A 19612-nucleotide genomic window follows, 5' to 3' on the forward strand; every position below is an offset into this window, starting at 1 on the left:
GGATGAATCATTTATTTTTACATAATCTGCTGATATATATCCATATGAGCCTTTATATTTTATTTTGTGCCATCCTTTTGATGTTGATACTATTTCTACTTTGCTTCCCCTGCTTAAACTTCCTTTTATTGACGAGCTTGTTGATGCTTCACTTCTTACATTTAACGCACTTGCTGTTACTGTTCCTGTTTTTATTGAGGTATCAGGCTTTTCAGTTGGTTTTTCTATAGGCTTGTCCTCTGGTTTAACTTCTGGAGTTGAATTATTTCCATTTAATTTTATATTATCTTTTAAATATTTTTCTACTCCATCTGCAACTGCCTTTGCTAGTTTTTCTTGATATTTTTCATCCCTTAACTTATTAGATTCTTCTTTATTTGAAATAAATCCAGCTTCAAAAAGTGATGATGGCATTTCACTTTCTCTTAAAACTGCAAAATTAGCATTTTTAACACCTCTATTAAATGCTCCAGTTTCCTTTATTCCATTATCTTGTATATCATCACTTAATGGTTTATGAGCTATTTTATCTTTATGATAATATGTTTCCATTCCATAAGCTGATTCTTTCTCAAATGAGTTTATATGATTTGATACAAATATATCTGCTCCATATTGATTTGCCATTTCTGCTCTTTCATCTAATGAAAGATATATATCAGAAGTTCTACTCATTTTAACTTCTATACCTTTCTCTTCTAATTTCTTTTGTATCTTTAATCCTATTTTTAAATTTAACTCATCTTCTTTTAGTCCAAAAGCAGAGCTTCCATCATCATGCCCACCATGTCCTGGATCTATAAATACTTTGTAATAACTTCTATCCACTTCTTTTGGAGAATTAGAAGAATAAAACGATTTACTATTAGAAACATAAATTTCTATTACATGAACTTTATTTCCAATCTTTTTACTTAAATAAACAGTTCCTTCTTTTTTAGGTGTAACAACCCCTGTGTTGCTAATTGATACTATGTCTGAATTTGACATTTTAGCATTTTTATATTTTGATAAATTTAAAGTTTCACCAAATTTTAATGAAACTCCATTTTCTACAACTACTTCTTCACTTCCATACCCTTCAGTTACTGATAAAAATTGCTCTTCTAAGTTTGATATACTATCTGCAGTTGTTGTATTTTCGAAAAATGGTGCAGATGATATAGCAAACATAATTAAAGCCGCTTTTATTATCATTTTTAATTTTTTACTTTTCAAAAAAACACCTCTCATTTATCTCAATTTTATTTGTTAACAATTTTAATAATTTAGCAACAATTTTATTATAATATAAACATTTTATTCATTCAACTTCTTCCAATTTTCTCCTAAAATTTTCACAAAATCATAAAAAAACTGATATTAAACTAAAAACTAATTATTATAGACTAAATATATTAAACAATTTAATCTATAACAATAAAATTTAATATAATATCAGTTTTAACTTTATAAATTATTTATTTTAATTGTTTTATATTTAATTTTCTTTTAAACTTATAGCTTTCATAGAACTTTTTATAATTCTAAATAAGAAAAATCCTACTACTAAATTTATTGCTATTGCTGGAATTACAACTACAACAAATAATGAAGTAAAGCCTGCTGGCAACCCAACTAAAATACTTGCTGATAATAAAAATGTTAATCCACTAACTAAAGTTCCAATTGGAAATATTATTAAACTTTCAATAACTTTTTTCTTATTTTCTGAAATATTTTTTATTAATTTCATTTTATTTATTATCATAATAAGGATAAACATTAAATTAACTGTAACTAACTTATCTATCATATTAGGGAGTTGTCCACCCGGAAACTTAGTTGTCATTGCTGTAAATATTCCTGTAATTATTCCTGATATTAAGCATGTTTTATAATTATTTTTATTTATCATCATAATTATAAATAACATAATAAGAGCAAAATCTGGTTGCATAGGTAATCCAAGTGCTGGCGTAACTTGATGAAGTATAGCACCTATTCCTAGTAATAATGCATTAATTATCATTTTTTTTGTTTTTTCAATATTTCTCATATATATTTCTCCTTTTCTACTTAATTTTTTATTTTTCATTCATTCTCCTAGTTCTTCATCATTTCATAACACTTAAATCACCTCCTTTAATTTTTATTAATAAAAAAACGCCCCATGAACTAAATCATAGGACGAATAAACTTTCCGCGTTGCCACCTAAATTGTGATTAATTATGTATTAATCACCACTCTAAAATTCAAGTACTATCATACTCTATCTGCTATAAGGTGCAGCCCACCATAAATGCTACTCTCTAAAAATAGATTTCGTTTTATTCCTAAAAGGTCCATTCAATAAATTTCTTCTTGCTAGTATCTCACCATCACTAACTCTCTTTAATAAAGCTTAACTTACCTACTCTTCCTTCTAAAACGGATTATCAATATTAAATTTTCTTTTACTATATAATATCATTTTTTTAAGTTTTTGCAACCAATTTAATTAAATTTTTGTATAATTTATTATACTTATAATAGATTCATAATAAAAGGTTACATAATCATAATGCTTTTCTTCTCTCATTTCTTTTTCTGTATCTTTAATGAGTTTTACATTATCAGTAATTATATTATCTACACCTAACCTTAACATCTTTTCTGCACTTTCTTTGTCATTTATAGTAAATGCATGAACCTCTTTCCCTATTGCATGAAGAGCATAAACAGTCTTTGAATTTATTAAAGATTGTTCCATACTAAAAAAATCTACATTTAAGTTTTCAAAATCTCCAAACGCTGCAAGAACAATGTATCCAACTTTTATTTTAGGATTAATTTTTTTCATCTCTTGAAGAGAATTAAAGTTATTTGAAGATATTATAACATCATTATCCATATGATTTTCTTCTATTATTTTATTAACATTTTCAACTAACTTATCATCTTTTCCTTTTGGCTTAAGTTCAATATTAAGCTTTATTTTCCCTTTTGACTTTTTTAAAACTTCATCTAATGTTGGTACTTTTTCTCCTTTATATTTAGATGAAAAAAATGACCCATTATCTAACTCTTTTATTTGAGCTAAAGTTAAATCTTTTGGAGCTTTGTGTACTCCTGAAGTTCTTTTAAATGTATTATCATGAAGTAATATAGTTTTTCCATCTTTTGTAGTTTGTACATCAATCTCCGCAAAATTAGCTCCTTGCTTTATAGCTTCATTTATTGCTGATAAAGTATTTTCTGGTGCATCTTTACTTGCTCCTCTATGTGCAGTTATTTGAGCTTTATCATTAATTACTCTATTAAATACTGTTCCATAAGCAATTGTTCCACTATAAATAGTAAAGCAAATTATAAGTACAAATACGAACCAAGTTGATCCTATTTTTGAAAAATTATATAAGGAATTTTTTTTGTAATCCTCAAATGTTTTAAATACTCTCTCTTCTACATTATCTTTTTGAATATTATAGTAAAGTTCAACTAAAAAACTTACAAAAAGAGGAGTTATTAGAATAGTTATTATTACAAAAATAATAAAAAATAAAATTAATAAAAATCCAAGAACCATTTTGCTAGCATAAGATTCTGGTCCTAATATATATTCTCCAATTGAAATTCCACCAAATAAAAATATTGAAACTATTATTATTGAAACCAATATTAAAACTATTTCAAATAAAAGAATAGATTTTAATATTAACCATTTATTTTTCTTATATAATTTATTACTTCTTTTTATTGCATCTTTTCCTTTTACCTTTTCAATAACAACTATTGGAATTGAAAGTATCCACCTTAATAATAAAAATATTAAAGTTAAACCTATTAAGACTAATAACCCCTTTCCTAATAAAGTTTTTTTAAGTTCTATAGTTATAAATGGAGGTATTGAATAATCTCTAATAAGTGAACTACAAAGTCCAACTCCTGTTAAGGGCCCTATAACACCTGTAATTAATATAAGTGGGATTATACCTACATCAATTATATTTTTTAATATACCAAATACATTAAATATACTATCTATAACCTTAACCTTATTTCCTCTATGAGATTCTACCCCAATATATGTAAGTGTACCTATCTCAATAAAAATCATACCAAAAGCCATAATAAGTAATAAAAAGATACATATTAATCCCTTAATACTTAACCCAAATGTTATAAAATCCTTGTTAGTCAAAGAGAAAAATCCTTCTATTTTCATAAAATACTTAAGTATAAAATAAATAATTGGTGCAAATATAAAAGCAGTTAAAATTCGATAACACATTTCAAAATATGTACACGCCCAAAAATTTATTTTAAAATTTTTATATGTATTATTTATTAAGCTTAATACATTTATTTTTTCTTTAGTATTTTTAGACTTCATAGCTAAAAGCCTCCCTATTTAAATATTTCCCCTTAAATGTACTTAAAACATTCTATATATTTAATATATACTAAAAGCTACTAGATACCAAACTTATCTAGTAGCTTTTTAAAATTTTTATTTAATCTGAAATTCGTGATAACCATATTGCAGCTGCTATTATAAATAAACCGCCAAGTAACTGGAATGCAGTTAATGTTTCACCATATACTAAGTAAGCAAAAAAACTACCTAATACCGGCTCTAACGCGACAAGTACTGATGCTACTCCTGTTTCTATATAATCAGTTGCTTTTACATATGCTATATTAGCTATAAATGTGCTTAATACACCTATTGATAATATGTTAGCTATAACAAATGCAGGTGATGCATTATTTGTTACGGCTGTTCCTATTGCATCAAAGTTTGTAAAGAATGCTAATGCTATTGTACTAAATATAAATCCATATATAAGCATACTATCCTTTGAATATGTACCGACAAAAAATCTAGGTATTACAAGTTGTAGTGCAAATAATATTCCAGTTGAAAGTCCTATTAAAAGACCTACTATGTCAAGATTTTCAAGTCCAACACCAAATATGTTTGAAATTAATATACAACCAGTTATTGCAAGTAATATTATTATTGCTTTTCTTGCAGTTATTTTTTCTTTAAAAAATATTGCATTAAATATAGTTACCCATATTGGATTAGTAAACATAAGTACTGTTGCAACAGCAATTGGTACTCTTTCCACTGCAATATTAAACGTAGTGAATGATAATCCAAAGGTAACTATTCCATAAATACCACTAATTATAATTCCTTTTAAATCAATACTAAATGCTTTTCTGTTAAAAATTAATAAAAATATTGAAAATCCTATTGATGCTATTAAGCATCTGAAAAATGAAATACTCATTGAATCTATTCCTGAATTTGCAAGTGTTCTACTTGTAACACCCATCATACCCCAAAAAAGAGTTGCAATCAACACAAGAGAGATTCCTTTTTTCTTATTATTCATTTCAAGCCTTCCTTTCTGTCCAATTTAGTAAAATATTATGTAAATTCAATGTGTTTAATGTTTACATTGAACAAATAACATTGTACTATATATTTTAAAAAATTTCTTATTTTAAACTTATTGTTTACATTTTAGACATATAAAAATCTATTAATTAAATTAAATTAATAAATTTATTGTAAAATTTAATTTATATTCTAATAAACAAAAAATCCTTAATTGTATTTAATAATACAATTAAGGATTTATACTTACTTATTTACTTAAATATTCATCTATTGCATTTGCAGCATCTTTACCTGCACCCATTGCAAGAATTACTGTTGCTGCACCTGTTACTGCATCTCCTCCAGCATAAACTCCCTCTCTTGAAGTTTTACCTGTGTGTTCCTCTGCAACAATACATTTTCTTTTATTTATATCAAGTCCTTTTGTTGTTGATGAAATTAATGGATTAGGTGATGTTCCAAGAGACATTATTACAGTATCAACATCCATAATAAATTCTGATCCCTTAACTTCTACTGGTCTTCTTCTACCTGATTCATCAGGTTCTCCAAGTTCCATCTTTACACATTTCATTCCACTAACCCATCCATTTTCATCTATTAATATTTCAGTTGGATTAGTTAAAACATCAAATATTATTCCTTCTTCTTTTGCATGATGAACTTCTTCTATTCTTGCTGGAAGTTCTGCTTCACTTCTTCTGTATACAATGTGTGTCTCAGCGCCAAGTCTAAGTGCTGTTCTTGCAGCATCCATAGCAACATTACCACCGCCTACAACAGCTACTTTTTTACCTACTCTTACTGGAGTTTCATATTCATCTTTAAATGCTTTCATTAAGTTTACTCTTGTTAAAAATTCATTTGCTGAAAATACTCCATTTGCATTTTCGCCCTTAATTCCCATAAATCTTGGAAGTCCAGCTCCTGAACCTATAAATACTGCATCAAAATCTTCTTCATTTAAAAGCTCATCAATAGTTATAGTTCTTCCTATAATAACATTTGTTTCAATTTTAACACCTAATTTTTTTATATTCTCAATTTCACTCTTTACTACTTTTTCTTTTGGTAGTCTAAATTCTGGAATACCATATACTAAAACTCCACCTGGTTCATGAAGTGCTTCAAATATAGTTACGTCATAACCTTTTTTTGCTAAATCTCCAGCACATGTAAGTCCAGCTGGACCACTTCCTATAACCGCTACCTTTTTACCTTTTGACTCTTCTTTTTCTGAAAGGTCTATATTATGTTCTCTAGCCCAATCAGCTACAAATCTCTCAAGTTTACCTATTGAAACAGCATCTCCCTTTACACCTAGAACACATTTACCTTCACATTGTGTTTCTTGTGGGCATACTCTACCACAAACTGCTGGAAGTGCACTATATTTAGAAATTATTTTTGCTGCTTCTTCAAAATTTCCTTCTGAAACTTCTTTAACAAAACCTGGTATATCTATTGATACAGGACAACCTTTTCTACACATTGGATTTTTACATTGAAGGCATCTTTTAGCATCTTTAATAGCCTCTTCTTCATTATATCCTAAGCAAACTTCTTCAAAATTAGTTGCACGAATCTTTGGATCTTGTTCTCTTACTGGTATTTTAATCATTCTTTCTTTCATATCCATTAGTCCTCACCTCCACAATGACCACATCCACCATGGTGTGTATCTCCTTCTATTTCCTTTAATATAGCTCTTCCTTCTTCTGTTTTATACATAGCTTGTCTTCTCATTGCTTCATCGAAATTAACTAAATGTCCATCAAATTCTGGACCATCAACACATGCAAACTTAACCTCATCTCCAACAGTTACTCTACATGCACCACACATTCCAGTTCCATCAACCATAATAGGATTTAAACTTACTATTGTAGGAATATTTAACTCTTTAGTTAACATACATGTAAATTTCATCATTATCATTGGACCTATAACTATAGCTTCATCATACTTTTTACCTAAGTCCTTAACTAAATGATTTAACATATCAGTAACTCTTCCATTAAATCCATATGACCCATCATCAGTAGCTATATATAAATTATTAGCTACCTTTTTCATTTCATCTTCTAATATTAATATGTCTTTACTTCTAGCACCTATAATAACATCAACATCTATACCATGTTCTTTCATCCACTTAACTTGAGGATATACTGGAGCTGCTCCTACTCCACCTGCAATAAATATAATATTTTTTTTCTTTAAATCTTCTATATTTTCTGACACGAAGTCACTAGGCCTTCCAAGAGGTCCTACAAAATCACTTATGTAATCATTGACTTCTAAGTTTTCTAAATCTTTAGTTCCTTTACCAACTACTTGGAATACTATACTAACAGTTCCTTTTTCCTTATCGAAGTCTGCTATTGTTAGAGGAATTCTTTCCCCGTGTTCATCTATTTTTATAATTATAAATTGTCCTGGTTTTGCTGATTTTGCAATTCTCTTAGCTTCTATATCCATTAAATATATATTGTCTGTAAGTTTTCTTTTTGAAACTATTTTATACATAAATTTTATACACCTCTTTATTCACATTAATAGAAGGATTATTTTCAAAAAGAAAAGTCTTAAAATACAAGACTAACACTAGAAATTTCAAGAAAAATCTTATGCTTAGCTAGTATTCTAAGGCTTTTCTCACCATGAAACTAAATACTAAAAATTAACTTCTTCTCCATAGAAAGCAGCTTTATAAAGTCTAGCCATTTGATCATTGTCTATCTTTCTTGGATTTGTAGCTGTACATGCATCTAAAACTGCATTTTCTGCCATGTATGTTAAATATGATATGAATTCAGCTTCATCTACTCCATAATCTTTAAATGTTTTTGGAATATTTAGCTCTTCATTTAATTTTCTTATTAATTTAACTAATGATTTTGTTAACTCTTTATTGTTCTTTCCTTCAAGTTCAAGCATTTTTGCTATTTTTGCATATCTTTCTTCACATTCTACTGAGTTAAATTCTATAACTGATGGAAGTAATATAGCATTAGCACATCCATGTGGTACATGGAATACTCCTCCTATTTTATGAGCCATTGAATGAACAATTCCAAGTGAAACATTACTAAATGCCATTCCTGCTAAACATTGAGCATCATGCATTTCACTTCTTGCTTCCATATCTCCATCATATGATTTCTTTATATTATCTCTAACCATTTCAATAGCTTTAAGAGCTAATGGATCTGTAAAGTTATCTGCAATTGTTGATACATATGCTTCAATTGCATGAGTCATTGCATCCATACCTGTATGTGCAACTAATTTAGCTGGCATTGTTTCTGCAAGTTCTGGGTCTACTATAGCAATATCAGGTGTTATATTAAAATCAGCTAATGGATATTTAATTTTAGCTTTATAGTCAGTAATTACTGAAAATGCAGTAACTTCTGTTGCTGTACCACTTGTTGAAGCTATAGCTATAAATTTAGCTTTTTTTCTTAACTCTGGTAATCCAAATGGAACTATAGCTTGTTCAAAAGTAAAATCTGGGTATTCATAGAATATCCACATAGCTTTAGCAGCATCTATTGGTGAACCTCCACCAAGGCCTATAATCCAATCTGGTTCAAAGCTTCTCATAGCTTCTGCACCTTTCATAACTGTTTCAACTGATGGATCTGATTCAACACCATCAAAAACTTGAACTTCAAGACCAGCTTCTTTTAAATTGTCTTCTATTCTTTGTAAGAAGCCAAATCTTCTCATTGATCCTCCACCCATTACTATCATGGCTTTCTTACCTTTTATTTCTTTTAATACATCTATTGAACCTTTTCCATGATAAATGTCTCTTGGTAATGTAAATCTTGCCATATAAAAAACTCCCCTCAATTCATAATATTCAAAATTCTAATTTTTATTATCAACACTTAAATATATTAGCAACTTCCATGCCAATATTCCTATTTTAAAATAAATTCTCAAAAAACCTTGTAAGTATGTCATTTTTTTAACAAATTAAACTCAAATAAAAAAGTATATTTTTGTAATATATTATTACATGTATACTTTTGTACTGTATTTTTTTAGGACATTGTAATATTAATTAACATATTTTATTTTAATATATTCTATACTTGTTTATCTTATAATACAAAGTATTTCTGCTTATCCCTAAAGACTTTGCGGTTTTACTCATATTATAATCATTAAATTTTATTGCTCTTTCAATTAAAGTTTTTTCTATATCTTTTATATTAAATCCATTTCCTATTTTTATATATATTCCTTTATCATCATTTTCATTATCATAATTAATATCTTTTTCTTTTTTACATTTTCTTTTGCTTGTATCTACAGAAATTGCATTGCTCAATATATCTCCTGTAAATTCGTAGGACATATCACCATCTAAGTTAACTATATTTTCTATACAATTTTCAAGTTCCCTTATATTTCCTGGCCATGAATAATTTATTAACTTGTTATATAAACTTTCGCTTATTTTAGGAACTTCTTTATTAAGTTTAAAAGCTTTCACTCTTAAGAAATGCTTTATTAATTTCTCTACATCTCCACTTCTTTCTCTAAGAGGCGGCAAATGTATTGGAATAACACTTAATCTATAAAATAAATCTTCTCTAAAGTTACCTTTGTTAACCTCTGACTTTAAATCCTTATTTGTAGCTGCAATTATTCTAACATCAATTGGAATTTCCTTATCACTTCCAACTCTACAAATCCTACCTTCTTGTATTACCCTAAGCAGATGTACTTGCATTTCAAGTGGCATTTCTCCAATCTCATCTAAAAATATTGTTCCTCCATTTGCAAGTTCAAATTTTCCTATTTTCCCACCTTTTTTAGCTCCTGTAAAAGCTCCTTCTTCATATCCAAAAAGTTCACTTTCTATTAAATTTTTTGGTATTGCACCGCAGTTTATAGCAACAAATTTATTTTCTCGTCTATAACTATAATTATGTATTGCTTGTGCCAAAATTTCCTTTCCTGTACCACTTTCCCCTTGAATTAATATTGTAGAAGGACTGTTGGCTACTATCTTACAGTTTGTTATTACATTTAATATAGCATCGCTCTCCCCTAATATATCATCAAAAGTTTTATAAGCACCTAAATCTTTATTAATTGTTCTTTCACCTTCATTAGTAATTATAATAACTGCGCCAACAATTTTATTATTTAATCTTATAGCTTTTATTTTTAAAGCTATTTTTTTATTAAATAATTTCATTTCTTTTATATATGCATTGTAGTTTTTGCTTTTAAAACTCATATATATATTATTCCATCCTGGAATAATGCTCTCAATTCTCTTTCCTATCAAATCTCCTTGTACAATATCTAATAATTCTATAGCTAAATTATTTACATTATTAATATTCCCATCAGAATCAACAGTAATTATTCCTTTTCCAACATTGTTTATTACACTTCCTACATAATTATAGGTTTCTTTTAAAACATCACTAATATGACTTCTTTCCAATTCATTTTCTATTGCTTTAACACCAAATAACACTAATCCTAATGTATGTGGATGCTTATTAGTCCAATCAGATGTTAAGTTAAGTGTTCCTATTATGTTTCCATCTATTCCATGTATAGGTGCTGCAGAACATGTTAAACTTTTAAATATATCTATATAATGTTCATCTGCAGTTACTTGAACAGGTCTATCCTCCTCAAGAGCTATTGCCATTGCATTTGTTCCTATATTCTTTTCATCCATATACATTCCATTTTTTATATTAACTTTTTCATATTCTTTTATTACTTTATCTTGTCCACTCACATGTAATATACATCCTTCTTTATCTGTAAGTACTATTATGAAATTTTCATCTCTTAGTACATCTTTAAATATATCCATATAAATTTTTGATGTCTTTATAAGTTCACAGTTTTCTTTAAGAAGCTTTTCTAATATATCATTTCTAATGCTTTTATTTGATGTTTTTATATCCTCTTTTATTCCATACTTTTTACTTCTTTCATGTGAGTTAATAATTAAATTTCTATTATTAAATTCCATATAAGCTCCCCCTAGCGATATGCTTATTCAATATTTTCCACATTTACTATTATAATACTAAATCTAGCGTTGTATAAACATATTTATACAATATTTACATTAATTTATCTTGTAAATCAATAAAACAAAAAGAGTACTCTAGAATTACTAAAATACTCTTTAAAATTAATATCTATTCTTGTTTTTAAGTTCTCTTTGCATTTCTCTATTATGAGCTTTTTCAAGTAAAGAATCTCTTTTATCATAATTCTTTTTACCCTTACAAACTCCAAGAGCAACTTTTACTCTTCCATTTTTTAAATACAATGATAAAGGTACAAGAGTTAATCCTTCTCTTGATACAAGACCTGCTAATCTACCAATTTCTGATTTATGAAGAAGTAATTTTCTATCTCTTAATGGATCTTCATTAAATATATTACCTTGTTCATAAGGACTTATATGCATTCCTCTTATAAAAATTTCCCCATTTCTAACTTCCGCATAACAATCTTTAAGATTAGCTCTACCATTTCTTATTGATTTTACTTCTGTTCCTACTAAAACTAATCCAGCTTCAATAGTTTCTTGTATAAAATAATCATGTCTCGCTTTTCTATTTTCTACTAAAGAATTTGAATTTTTCTTTCTTGCCATCTTGTTCACCTACTTCTAAATACAAAGTTATACATTAATAAAATTATATTATATATTTTATTTATTATCAATTCTGCAATTTAATAGTTTACTTATATATATTTTTTAACATAATATAAAAACATCTTAAAATAAGGGGCATATAGCCCCTTATTTTAATTTAAATATTCTATTCTTCTTCTAATTCCTTTTCAATAAGCAATTCTTCAATTTCACCATTAGCTAAAGCCTCTTTTACTTTTCCTTTAACATATGGTATTTTTTCTTGAAGCTCTTTTAAAGTATTTTCGTCTTCATCATTTTCATTATCTTCTAATAAATCAAAATAAATTTCTCTATTTTCTATATCAACTCTGCTACATTTAACTTTTACTTCATCACCAAGTCTATAAATTTTCTTTGTTCTTTCTCCAATTAATGCTAGATGATTTTCATCATATACATAATAATCATCTTCTAATGAATTTATATGAACTAAACCTTCGATTGTGCTTGGAAGTTCTACAAACATACCAAATGAAGTAACTGAAGATACAATTCCGTCGAATTCTTCTCCAATTCTTTCTTCCATGTATTCTGCTTTCTTTAAATCATCAACTTCTCTTTCTGCTTCTTGTGCAACTCTTTCTGTTTCTGATGATTGTTTTGATGCATAATCAACTATTCCTATAAGCTTCTTAGCTCTTCCACCATCAATTTTACCATTTAATTGTTCTTTTATTATTCTGTGTATTTGAAGATCTGGATATCTTCTAATTGGTGATGTAAAATGACAATAATATCTTGCAGCTAATCCAAAATGACCAAGGCTTTCTGGAGAGTATCTAGCTTTCATCATTGATCTTAAAAGTAATGTACTAACTACTGTTTCTTCTTTTTTACCCTTAACTTTTTCAAGTACTTCTTGAAGACATCTTGGATGTATATCTTGACTCATCTTCATTGTATATCCAAGATTATAAATAAATTCTCTAAATTTCATAAGTTTTTCTTCATCTGGATTTTCGTGAACTCTATATACAAACGGTAAATTAGTCCAATACATATATTCTGCTATAGTTTCATTACAAGCAAGCATAAATTCTTCTATTATTCTATTTGCAATTTCTCTTGGATATGGTTTAATTTCTATTGGTTTTCCAAGTTCATTTAAAGTTATTTTTGCTTCTTCAAAATCAAAATCTATAGCTCCTCTTCTCATTCTTTTTTTGTTTAATATATTAGCTAACTCTTCCATAGCTAAAAAATCATCATAAAGATAATCATATTTTTTTATTAACTCTTCATCTTTATCCTTTAAAATTTTAGTTACATCAGTATATGTCATTCTCTCATTTGTCCTTATTATACCTTCATGTATCTCATGATCAACTACCTTACCATTTTTATCTATAATCATTATGCAACTAAGAGTTAATCTATCTACCTTTGGATTAAGAGAACATAACCCATTTGAAAGTTTTTTAGGTAACATTGGAATTACTCTATCTATAAGATATACCGATGTTCCTCTCTTTAAAGCTTCTTTATCTAAAGGATTGTTTTCTTTAACATAGTGAGTAACATCGGCTATATGAACTCCAAGTTTAAATTTGCCATCTGGTAATCTTTCTATTGATACAGCATCATCTAAATCTTTAGCATCTTCTCCATCAATAGTTACCATTTTTACATCTCTAAAATCAGTTCTTCTTTCATATTCTTTTTTATCTATTTCTTCTGGTATTGAATCTGCAAATGTTAATACTTTAGTTGGAAAATCTTCTGGTAATCCAAACTTTTTAATTATTGTAAGTATATCAAGGCCTTTATCACCTTTTTTTCCTAATACTTCTTTAACTACCCCTTCAGGGCTTCTTCTTTTTTCAGGCCACTTAATAACTTCTACCAATACTACATCACCATCAGTAGCATTATTTTTATCTTTTTTAGAAATAAATATATCTTGATGTAATCTTGTATCTTCAGGAACTACAAATCCAAAGTTTCTACTGCTTTCATAAACTCCAATAATTGTTTTATTAGCTCTTTCTATTACATCAACAACTTCCCCTTCTCTTTTCTTACCATTTCTATCATCTCTAGTTATTTTAACTAAAACTCTATCACCATTCATGGCACTATTCATAGATGATGCAGAGATAAATACATCCTTTTCCCCTTCTACTTCAGATATTAAAAAACCAAAACCTCTTGGATGTCCTTGAAGTCTTCCTGTTATTAAACCTGACCTCTCCGGAGTTGAGTATTTTTCTTTTTGGTTTCTAACTATTAACCCTTCTCTTTCCATTGTTTTAAGTACTTTTTTAAAAGCTTTATATTCATTAGACTTTATATCAAAAACTGCTGTTAATTCACTAAGGTCCATTGGTTTATATGCATCTTCTTGCATAAATTGTAATAATGTATCTTTTATTCCCATCGTGTTCCTCCATTTTATATTTATATTATTCTTAGTATATATTCTCCATTCCAACAATATATTATTCTACCTATATAGTACCATATTATATACTATAATTCCTTAATTAGAAAATTATATTAAAAGCTTTTTTAAATATTAATTTTCATTATAAAATTAGAGCTAAATAATATAAAGTTTAAATATTACTTAGCTCTTTTATTTTAAATACTAATTATAAGTTTATAAAATCTAAAATAATATTCCTCCAAATTCAACTATAAGTGGAGCAAATACAACTGCAACTATTGTCATAAGTTTAATTAATATATTCATACTTGGTCCTGAAGTATCTTTAAAAGGATCTCCTACAGTATCTCCAACTACTCCAGCCTTATGAGAGTCGCTTCCTTTTCCTCCACAAGCTCCTCCTTCAATATATTTTTTAGCATTATCCCATGCTCCACCTGCATTTGACATTAATATAGCCATCATCACTCCAGTTATAACTCCTCCTGCAATCAATCCAGCAAGGGCCTCTTTACCTAATAATAATCCAACAACTATTGGAGATAAAACAGCTATTATTCCTGGTATTATCATTTCTCTAAGAGCTGCTCTTGTTGATATTTCAACACAAGTTGAATAATCAGGCTTTTCTATTCCTTTTAATAGACCTGGCTTTTCCTTAAATTGTCTCCTTACTTCTTCAACCATTTCACCAGCCGCTTTACCAACTGATTGCATTATTAAAGCTCCAAATAAAAAAGGAAGCATACCACCAATTAAAACACCAACTAAGGTTAATGGATTTAATAAATTTATTGTTTCTAAATTAACAGCTTGGGTATATGATGCAAAAAGAGCTAATGCTGTAAGAGCAGCTGAACCTATTGCAAATCCCTTTCCAATGGCAGCTGTTGTATTACCAACTGAATCTAATTTATCTGTAATTTCTCTAACACTTTCATCTAATTCACTCATTTCAGCTATTCCACCTGCATTATCAGCAATCGGTCCATAAGCATCAACTGCAACAGTTATAGCCGTTGTTGAAAGCATTCCTACAGCAGAAATAGCTATAGAGTATAACCCTAATATTGAATTTTCTGAACCTCCTGTAAAGAAATAAGATATTAATATTCCAATAACAATTAAAAGTATTGGTATAACTGTTGATTTCATCCCAACTGCTAATCCTGCTATTATATTAGTTGCAGCTCCTGTTTCACTTTCTTTAGCTATAAACTTAACTGATTTATAATCTGAAGATGTATAAACTTCTGTAATTTTTCCAATTAAAAGTCCAACACATACTCCAACTAAAACAGGTATAAATAACTTTAAGCTAGAAAACAAATATAAAGAAGTTATTAAACTTAATATAAGTGCTATAAATCCTGATAAAAAACTACCTAAATTAAGAGCTTTTTGCGGCTCATTTCCTTTATAAGATTTTACTATATACATTCCTATAAGTGATGATAAAATTCCAACTCCAGCAAGTACTAATGGATATAATATAGCTTCCTTTCCTAACGAAACAGAAAGTACAGAACCTAAAGTTATTGCAGATATTATAGAACCTACATAAGATTCAAAAAGATCTGCTCCCATTCCACACACATCACCAACATTATCACCAACATTATCAGCTATTACAGCTGGATTTCTTGGGTCATCCTCTGGTATTCCCGCCTCAACTTTACCAACCAAATCTGCACCAACATCTGCGGCTTTTGTATATATTCCTCCACCAACTCTTGCAAAAAGAGCTATTGATGAAGCTCCAAGACCAAAACCAGTTATATATTCTGCATTTAAATCAAATATATATGCAAATACTGTTAACCCCAAAATCCCAAGTCCAACAACAGAAAGCCCCATAACAGCACCACCTGAAAATGCTATTCCTAACGCCTCCTTCATTCCATGTGTTGCTGCACTTGCTGTTCTTACATTTGCTTTAACAGCTGTCCTCATACCAATATATCCAGCTATCATAGAAAATATTGCTCCAACTAAAAATGATATAGCTGTTTTATAATTTAAAAAAATAAAAATGAGTATAAAAATGCATACAACAAATATTGAAAGATACTTATACTCTTTTTTTATAAATGCCATAGCACCTTCTTCGATATGTGATGCAATTTCCCTCATCTTTTCATTTCCATCATCTTTTTTTATAATCCTACTTTTCATAATGAATAATACTATTAATGATATAATTCCACAGAGCAATGGTAATATTAAAATATTCATATTTACACCTCACTTAAGTATGTTTTAGCATAAATTATACTAATATATACCTATGAGTTTTGTATGATTATTAGAATTTAATACTTATATTTTTTAAAATTTTTATATAATAAAAAAATCTGATACAAACTTAAGTTTGTATCAGATTAAAGTTTAACTTGTGATTCCCACACATGTTATATCATATTTAAAACCATTGTGTTTATAGCAAATAGTAACATACTTACTATTGTTACTCTCTCTAACATAACTTCTTTTGTTCTTGATTTATTTCTTGAGAAGAAAGTATCGTTGTTACTTCCTTGAATAAGTCCGCTTAATGCATCAGACTTACTTGGTTGCATAAGTACTGATACAACAACAATAATTCCAAGTATAACCTCAAGTACTAATAAAGCTGTTTGCATGGGAACACCTCCTAATATCTAAACGCTAATTTTATACTATTTAACTTAATAAGTATATCATAAAGAAAAATTTATTTCTATACTCATCTTGAAAATTTATACAAAAATACGTTTATACTATTTTTTTATATTAAAGAAAGCATCCATTCCTCTATATTGAGCTACATCATCAAGTTCTTCTGCTATTCTTAATAATTGGTTATACTTAGCAACTCTTTCTGATCTTCCTGGTGCACCAGTCTTAATTTGACCTGCATTTACAGCTACAACTAAATCTGAAATTGTTGTATCTTCTGTTTCTCCTGATCTATGTGAAATTACTGCTGTATATCCAGCTCTATTTGCCATTTCAATAGCATCTAATGTTTCTGTTAATGTACCAATTTGGTTAAGTTTTATAAGTATTGAGTTTGCAATTCCTTTTTCAATACCCATTTTTAATCTTTCAGTATTTGTTACGAATAAATCATCACCAACTAATTGTATCTTATTTCCTAATCTTTCAGTCATGATTTTCCAACCTTCGTAATCTTCTTCTGCCATACCATCTTCTATTGATATAATTGGATATTTATTTACTAAGTTTTCATAAAATCCAACCATTTCTTCTGGTGTTAGTGTTTTTCCTTCATGTTTTAATACATATTTACCATCTTCAAAGAATTCTGATGAAGCTGGGTCTAAAGCAATAAATATATCTTTTCCTGGTTTAAATCCAGCTTTTTCGATTGCTTCAATTATAACTTCAATTGCTTCTTCATTTGATTTTAAGTTTGGTGCAAATCCACCTTCGTCACCCACACCTGTTGAATATCCTTTTTCATTTAATAACTTTTTAAGAGCATGATATACTTCTGAACACATTCTTAATGCTTCTCTAAAATCACATGCTCCAGCTGGCATAATCATAAATTCTTGAAGGTCTACTGAGTTATCAGCATGTTCTCCACCATTTATAATATTCATCATTGGTACTGGTAAAACTTTTGCATTTACTCCACCAACATATTGATATAAAGGTAATCCTAAATATTCAGCTGCTGCTCTTGCTACTGCAAGTGATACTCCAAGTATAGCATTAGCTCCAAGTTTTCCTTTATTTTTAGTTCCATCTAACTCTATTAAAGTTTTATCTATAAATGTTTGATCTAATGCATTAAGGCCAATAAGTTCATCTGCAATTGTGTCATTTACATTTTTAACTGCATTTAAAACACCTTTACCATTAAATCTTTCTTTATCTCCATCTCTAAGTTCTACAGCTTCAAATATACCTGTTGATGCACCTGATGGCACTGCTGCCCTTCCTATTGTTCCATCTTCTAAATATACTTCAACTTCAACTGTTGGAAATGATCTTGAGTCTAAAATTTCTCTTGCTACTATATCTACTATTTCTACATATTGTTTCATATGTAATCTCCTCCTTTAAATCTATTACCCTAAATATTATTTACAAGTTTGATATCTTTTATTTATATATATATTATAACTCTTTTATTGATAATGTCAATCAACTGATATTTTATTTCATTTTTATTAACATTATATCTATTTTTATAATACAATATTAGTTTATTTTTTATTTATAAAGTATAAAAAGCCCTAATAGGACTTTTTATACTTTATAAATATTCTATATTTTCCTTCTTAAAATATTTATCAAGTTGAATTTTCCAATACTTTGCTGATTTAGAGTCTATCTCATTAATATTATCTAAAAAAGTATTTAATACTCCAAGTTTATTAAGTTTTTTCATTAAATGTCTTGGAAAATCTACTTTCCTACTGTAACATCCTTTTGGATCTATCATCATAAGTTTAAAATCTTTTGTTACATATACATCTCTACATCTTGTATCTAATTTAGTAAATTTAAGCTTTTTAAATTCTTTTAATAGTTTATATATTTCTTTTGTTAATTCTTTACTTAAACCATTTCTCTTTATGTACTTATCTAAACGTACACCGTTTACTTTTTCTCTTATAATATACAATGAACCTGATGAATAAATTTTAGGAAAGTATTTTGATTTTTTACATTTAATTAATGTATTAGCCTCTGCTTTACATATTTTTTCCTTTTGGAATATTTTTATTATCTTATTTTCTGGAAGTTCAAATACTATTCCGTTATTTCCTTGACCTAAATAGGTTGACTTTTTAAATAATTCTTCTGTTTTCTTATCAAAACAAACTGAATAATCATAATTTTTTCTCATTTTAGTATCCTAATTATATTATTTCTTACTATCATAATATTAAAGTTATTTTTTATTGTGATAATTTATAAAATTATTTAAATATATGTACATTTATTTATCTTTTAATTAAATTAAATAATAATATTATTATAATTATTATTTAAAAATTTAATATTAAAAAATAACTATATAAAAATTAATTTATCATTTTTATAATTATTTTTTATGTTTTAAAGCATATAAAAATATTAATTTAGAAATATATAAAAATTCTAAATTATATATTAGAAGGTAGATATACA

General features: G+C 27.7%; 14 protein-coding genes. All 14 read right to left on the bottom strand.

From position 1 onward, the window contains the following. Window positions 1–1218 (bottom strand): N-acetylmuramoyl-L-alanine amidase (locus tag AC4FQ1_RS08415; protein WP_491169458.1); only part of this gene is annotated, 1218 nt, incomplete at its 3' end. A gap of 262 nt (window positions 1219–1480) precedes the next feature. Beyond that, entirely contained in the window at window positions 1481–2077 is a 597-nt protein-coding gene (locus AC4FQ1_RS08420) for a tryptophan transporter (protein ID WP_491169459.1), read from the bottom strand. 403 nt (window positions 2078–2480) lie between these two features. Continuing rightward, complete coding sequence (locus AC4FQ1_RS08425) at window positions 2481–4355, bottom strand: glycerophosphodiester phosphodiesterase family protein (protein WP_491169460.1); 1875 nt, start codon at window positions 4353–4355, stop codon at window positions 2481–2483. Between the two features lie 121 nt (window positions 4356–4476). Continuing rightward, a complete protein-coding gene (locus AC4FQ1_RS08430; protein ID WP_303130191.1) occupies window positions 4477–5367 on the bottom strand; it encodes a DMT family transporter in 891 nt (296 codons plus the stop codon). Between the two features lie 255 nt (window positions 5368–5622). Continuing rightward, complete coding sequence (gene gltA / locus AC4FQ1_RS08435; protein WP_491169461.1) at window positions 5623–7014, bottom strand: NADPH-dependent glutamate synthase; 1392 nt, start codon at window positions 7012–7014, stop codon at window positions 5623–5625. After that, a complete protein-coding gene (locus AC4FQ1_RS08440; RefSeq protein WP_303130194.1) occupies window positions 7014–7904 on the bottom strand; it encodes a sulfide/dihydroorotate dehydrogenase-like FAD/NAD-binding protein in 891 nt (296 codons plus the stop codon). The genes gltA and AC4FQ1_RS08440 overlap by 1 nt, the downstream gene beginning before the upstream one ends. 147 nt (window positions 7905–8051) lie before the next feature. Further along, window positions 8052–9218, bottom strand: coding sequence for an iron-containing alcohol dehydrogenase (locus tag AC4FQ1_RS08445; protein WP_303130196.1), 1167 nt, complete (start codon window positions 9216–9218; stop codon window positions 8052–8054). A 247-nt stretch (window positions 9219–9465) separates the two neighbouring features. After that, entirely contained in the window at window positions 9466–11397 is a 1932-nt protein-coding gene (locus AC4FQ1_RS08450; protein WP_491169462.1) for a sigma-54-dependent Fis family transcriptional regulator, read from the bottom strand. Window positions 11398–11562: 165 nt separating this feature from the next. Then, window positions 11563–12033 carry an SsrA-binding protein SmpB gene (gene smpB, locus AC4FQ1_RS08455; RefSeq protein WP_303130200.1) on the bottom strand — a complete coding sequence of 157 codons (471 nt, stop codon included), beginning with the start codon at window positions 12031–12033 and terminating at the stop codon, window positions 11563–11565. Window positions 12034–12202: 169 nt separating this feature from the next. Next, window positions 12203–14455, bottom strand: coding sequence for a ribonuclease R (gene rnr, locus AC4FQ1_RS08460; RefSeq protein WP_491169463.1), 2253 nt, complete (start codon window positions 14453–14455; stop codon window positions 12203–12205). Window positions 14456–14686: 231 nt separating this feature from the next. Next, entirely contained in the window at window positions 14687–16699 is a 2013-nt protein-coding gene (locus tag AC4FQ1_RS08465; protein WP_491169464.1) for a sodium-translocating pyrophosphatase, read from the bottom strand. 176 nt (window positions 16700–16875) lie between these two features. After that, window positions 16876–17106, bottom strand: a complete 231-nt coding sequence (secG, locus tag AC4FQ1_RS08470; RefSeq protein ID WP_303130206.1) for a preprotein translocase subunit SecG — start codon at window positions 17104–17106, stop codon at window positions 16876–16878. 117 nt (window positions 17107–17223) lie between these two features. Continuing rightward, a complete protein-coding gene (gene eno, locus AC4FQ1_RS08475; protein ID WP_303130208.1) occupies window positions 17224–18519 on the bottom strand; it encodes a phosphopyruvate hydratase in 1296 nt (431 codons plus the stop codon). 212 nt (window positions 18520–18731) lie between these two features. Next, window positions 18732–19328, bottom strand: a complete 597-nt coding sequence (locus AC4FQ1_RS08480; protein ID WP_491169465.1) for a protein kinase — start codon at window positions 19326–19328, stop codon at window positions 18732–18734. Window positions 19329–19612 lie beyond the last annotated feature (284 nt).

Source organism: Clostridium sp. TJA020, from assembly GCF_058310295.1.